Origin of the sequence: Ideonella azotifigens (genome assembly GCF_006519715.1) — a bacterium.
GTDB lineage: Bacteria > Pseudomonadota > Gammaproteobacteria > Burkholderiales > Burkholderiaceae_C > Ideonella > Ideonella azotifigens.
The window spans coordinates 1-3456 of sequence record NZ_VIDT01000590.1 but is presented as its reverse complement, the minus strand read 5'-3'; the positions used below and the strand labels follow the sequence as shown (position 1 = coordinate 3456).

4 protein-coding genes and 1 pseudogene are annotated in these 3456 nt (G+C 66.3%); 3 read left to right on the top strand and 2 right to left on the bottom strand.

Annotation, left to right across the window (positions count from 1 at the left end; genetic code table 11):
- On the bottom strand, positions 1-558 hold a 558-nt coding region (locus tag FKP22_RS24565), incomplete at its 3' end, for a LysR family transcriptional regulator (protein WP_141290284.1).
- Between FKP22_RS24565 and FKP22_RS34540 the strand changes: the two are divergent.
- Positions 557-883: pseudogene (locus tag FKP22_RS34540) on the top strand (DUF2917 domain-containing protein); the annotation flags it as partial. The gene FKP22_RS24565 and the pseudogene FKP22_RS34540 overlap by 2 nt on opposite strands.
- Positions 884-930: 47 nt before the next feature.
- Here the strand turns inward: FKP22_RS34540 and FKP22_RS24555 are convergent.
- Positions 931-1344: a TfoX/Sxy family protein gene (locus tag FKP22_RS24555; RefSeq protein ID WP_141290282.1), complete on the bottom strand. Its 414-nt coding sequence runs from the start codon at positions 1342-1344 to the stop codon at positions 931-933.
- A gap of 83 nt (positions 1345-1427) precedes the next feature.
- Between FKP22_RS24555 and FKP22_RS24550 the strand changes: the two genes are divergently transcribed.
- Both FKP22_RS24550 and FKP22_RS24545 read left to right on the top strand, forming a co-directional pair.
- Complete coding sequence (locus FKP22_RS24550; protein WP_141290281.1) at positions 1428-2030, top strand: 5-formyltetrahydrofolate cyclo-ligase; 603 nt, start codon at positions 1428-1430, stop codon at positions 2028-2030.
- Positions 2031-2129: 99 nt separating this feature from the next.
- The coding region (locus FKP22_RS24545; protein WP_141290280.1) for a tetratricopeptide repeat protein at positions 2130-3456 on the top strand (1327 nt) is incomplete at its 3' end.

Here is a 3456-nt window from a genome sequence, read left to right as displayed (position 1 = left end):
GCGGGCGATGGCGTCGGCCAGGCGGGCGCCCACCACGGGCGTCAGCACCTCGTCGAACAGCCGGATGGCGCCGCCAGGGGCCTTGTCGGGCATGCAGCTGCGCAGCGCCAAGTCCAGCTCGGCATCGTCCACTTCCACCAGCCTGTCGGTGGCCGAGATGCGGATGTCCAGTTTCGGGTGCTGGCGTTCGAAGTTGACCAGCCGCGGCATCAGCCACAGCGAGGCGAACGATGGGAAGGTCGTCAGGCTGACCTGGGTGCGCGAGCGCGCCATGCGGATCTGGCGCACGCTGGTGTCCAGCCGCGTGAGCAGCGGCGCGACGCTGCGCAGCAGCGCATGCCCGGCGGCGGTGAGCTCGACCTTGCGGGTGCCGCGGTTGAACAGGCTGGCGCCCAGCTCTTGCTCCAGGCCCTTGATCTGGCGGCTGATGGCCGGCTGCGTGAGGTGCATTTCCTCGGCCGCGGCGCTGAAGCTGAGCAGCCGGGCCACGGCCTCGAAGCTGCGCAGGCCGTCCAGCGAGAGCGGGCGCTGGCGTGCACCGGAAAGCGGCGTATTCATGCGCAGATGGTATCAATCCCTGCGCCAAGTCTCATTGGAGTTTTGCTGTCCACACGCCGATGATTCAGGTCATGCAGCGGTGAGCTTCTTCCACCGCACTGATGCAAGAACGCTATTGACCCCGCCAGCCCAAAGGAGCCTCACCATGCAAACCCAAGCCTCTCAAGCGATGACCCTGCGCCAAGCCCAGGCCTGGCGCGCCCCGCGCGCCGGCGACCTCAAGGTGCTGCAAGGCGAGGTGTGGATCACCCGCGCCGGCGACCTGTCCGACCATGTGCTGCAGGCCGGCGAAACACTGCACGTGCAGCGCGGCGAGCAGCTGTCTGCCGGCCCATGGGAAGCGGGCAAGCCGGTGCAACTGGCCTGGCAGGCTCAACCGGCCTTGCCCTTCGCCCGCTTGCGCGAGGAGACCGGCCGTGGCGTGGCGGCAGGCGCGCGTTTCCTGGCCGGCGGTTTGCTGGCCCTGGCGCGCAGCGCTGAAGCCAGCGCGAGCCGGGCCCACGGCAGCATCTGAGCGGGAGAGTCCATCGCGTCGTCTGGCGCGGTGAAGTAGCTCAGCGAGTGCTGGCCGCCGTCGCGCACGCTGTAGGTGAATGGTGTGCAGCCCTGGGCCTCGAAGCTCGCGCGGGTTTCGTCGTCGACCTTCAGGTACAGGCGCTCGTCGAAAATCAGTGCGAGGAACAGGTCATCCACGTAGAAGCCGTGGCCACCGAACATGCGGCGGCTGCGCACCGTACCCAGCGGCGACAGCAATTCCCGGCACCACGCCACGAAGTCGTTGCTCATGGTCGGATTCTCGCGGGTCAGGCCAGGTGTGCACAGGCCGCTCAGGCCGCACAATGCAAAGCTCCCTGGTACCGAGTCCGACCATGACCCTGCCGTTCAAGCTGCAACTGGAACCGTCCCGCGACAAGGCCGTGCTGCGCAAGCAATTGCAGGCCGAACGCATGGGGCTGCTGGACCGCCACAAGCGCGCGGCGCAGCTGCAGGAAGTGCTGCAGGTCTGGCTGATCAAGCGGCCGGAAACCACGATTGGCGCCTACTGGCCGATCAAGGGCGAGTTCGACGCGCTGCCGGCGCTGTACCGCTGGAGCGAGGCAGCGGAGCCCGGCCAGCCGCCGCGGCGCATCGGGCTGCCGGTGATGAACCGCGAGACCAAGCGCCTGAGCTTTCACGTCTGGTATCCCGGCTGCGAGATGGAAGAGGACGCCTACGGCATCCCCAAGCCCAAAAACACCGAGATCTTCCACCCGCAGTTGCTGCTCGTGCCGTGTGTGGGTTACGGCCCCGGCGGCGTGCGCCTGGGCTACGGTGGCGGCTTCTACGACCGCACGCTGGCCGAGATCCAGCCGAAGCCGTACACCGCCGGCCTGGGCTACTCGCACGGCTACGTGCCGTGGCTGGAGCCCGAGCCGCACGACGTGCCGCTCGATGCGATGCTGAACGAAGAGGGCGTTCAGCTGGACAAGTAGCCTTGCTTCCTCAGTGGTAATACTGCCGCCGCTTGGGGCATTCCTGTCACGTACCTGTCAATCGTCGTTATAGTCCCGCGAAGGGGCTCGCCGGCATTCGTGCGCGCGGGCTGGGAGTGGCCACTAGAAAACCGGCGGCAGGGCTGCATGCAGGCATTGGATTTCCACGTCTCCAAGACGTTAAAGGTTCAGTTTTTCTCGATGAACGACGGCGGTCGGCGGCCGCTGGCCGTGACCTTCACGCCCTCGAACAACAAGCAGCTCGACGGCACGGGGTTTGGCGGCGACTTCCTGCTGAAGTCAGGTTTCGATGTCCTGGCATTCAAGTCTTCGGTGGATGGCTGGTTTCAGGAAGTGCCCGCCGAACTCTTTTCGGCCATCAATGCCTTTGTGGCCGAGCGAGGCCATGAGCGCCGGGTGGGCTACGGCTCGTCGATGGGGGGCTTTGCAGCCATCGCGTTTTCAGGTCGGTTGAAACTCGACACCGTCCTGGCCTGCTCCCCTCAGTTCGCGATCGACCAAGCATTCGACAAGCGCTGGGCATTTTTCGGCCAGCAATTGGCCTGGCGCTACCGCATTGATGCGGCTGCGCTGGGAGCCGATTGCCGCTACTTCGTGTGGGCCGATTCGCAGGACGCAGACTGGCTGCACGTGGACCGATTGAGGGCCCTGATCGCGCCTTCTCGGCTGCATGTTTTGGCCTTGCCGCACAGTGGTCATCCCTGCCTTCAATTCCTCCATGAAGCCAGGCAGTTGAAGCCCGCGGTGCTGGACGTGCTGCGGGGCGATTCGCTCGGGCCGCAGTTGCATCGCCATGCGCGCCGCGACTCGAAGACCTACTGGAAAAATCTTTCAAGGCGGTTGCTGACCCATCGTCGGCCACATGCAGCGCTCGCAGCTGCGCATGCGGCCGTGGCCCGTGATGAGCGGGACCCGACCTCGATCTGGCTCAAGGCCAAAGTCCTGCAGGTGTTGGGGCGAGAGGATGAGGCCAGGCAACTGAGCCGTCAGATGCTTGGCGACGGGGAGCACCCAAGACGCTTGTTTCAGCTGAGCCGGCGCCAGATGCAGGCCGAACAGTGGGTAGACGCGCTGTCCGCCATCGACGCCGCGCTGGCCATGGCGCCGGGCTCGGCGCAGTTCCACATGCAGCGCGCGCAGGTGCTGTCGCGCACGGGTCGCATGGGCGACGCCGTGCAGGCGGCGCGGGAGGCGCACTTCATCGCGACCGACGATCCCGAAATGAACGAGCAGTTGGGCAAGCTGCTGCTCAAGATCGATGACCTGCCGGGCGCCCGCGAGGTCCTGGCCCAGGCGCTCGCAAGCGGCGTCAGGTCCGCGGGCATCTTCCTGCACCTCAGCGCGACCCTGCTCAAGCTGGGCCGGTTGAACATGGCGCTGCGTGTTGCGGAGGATAGCCTGCGGC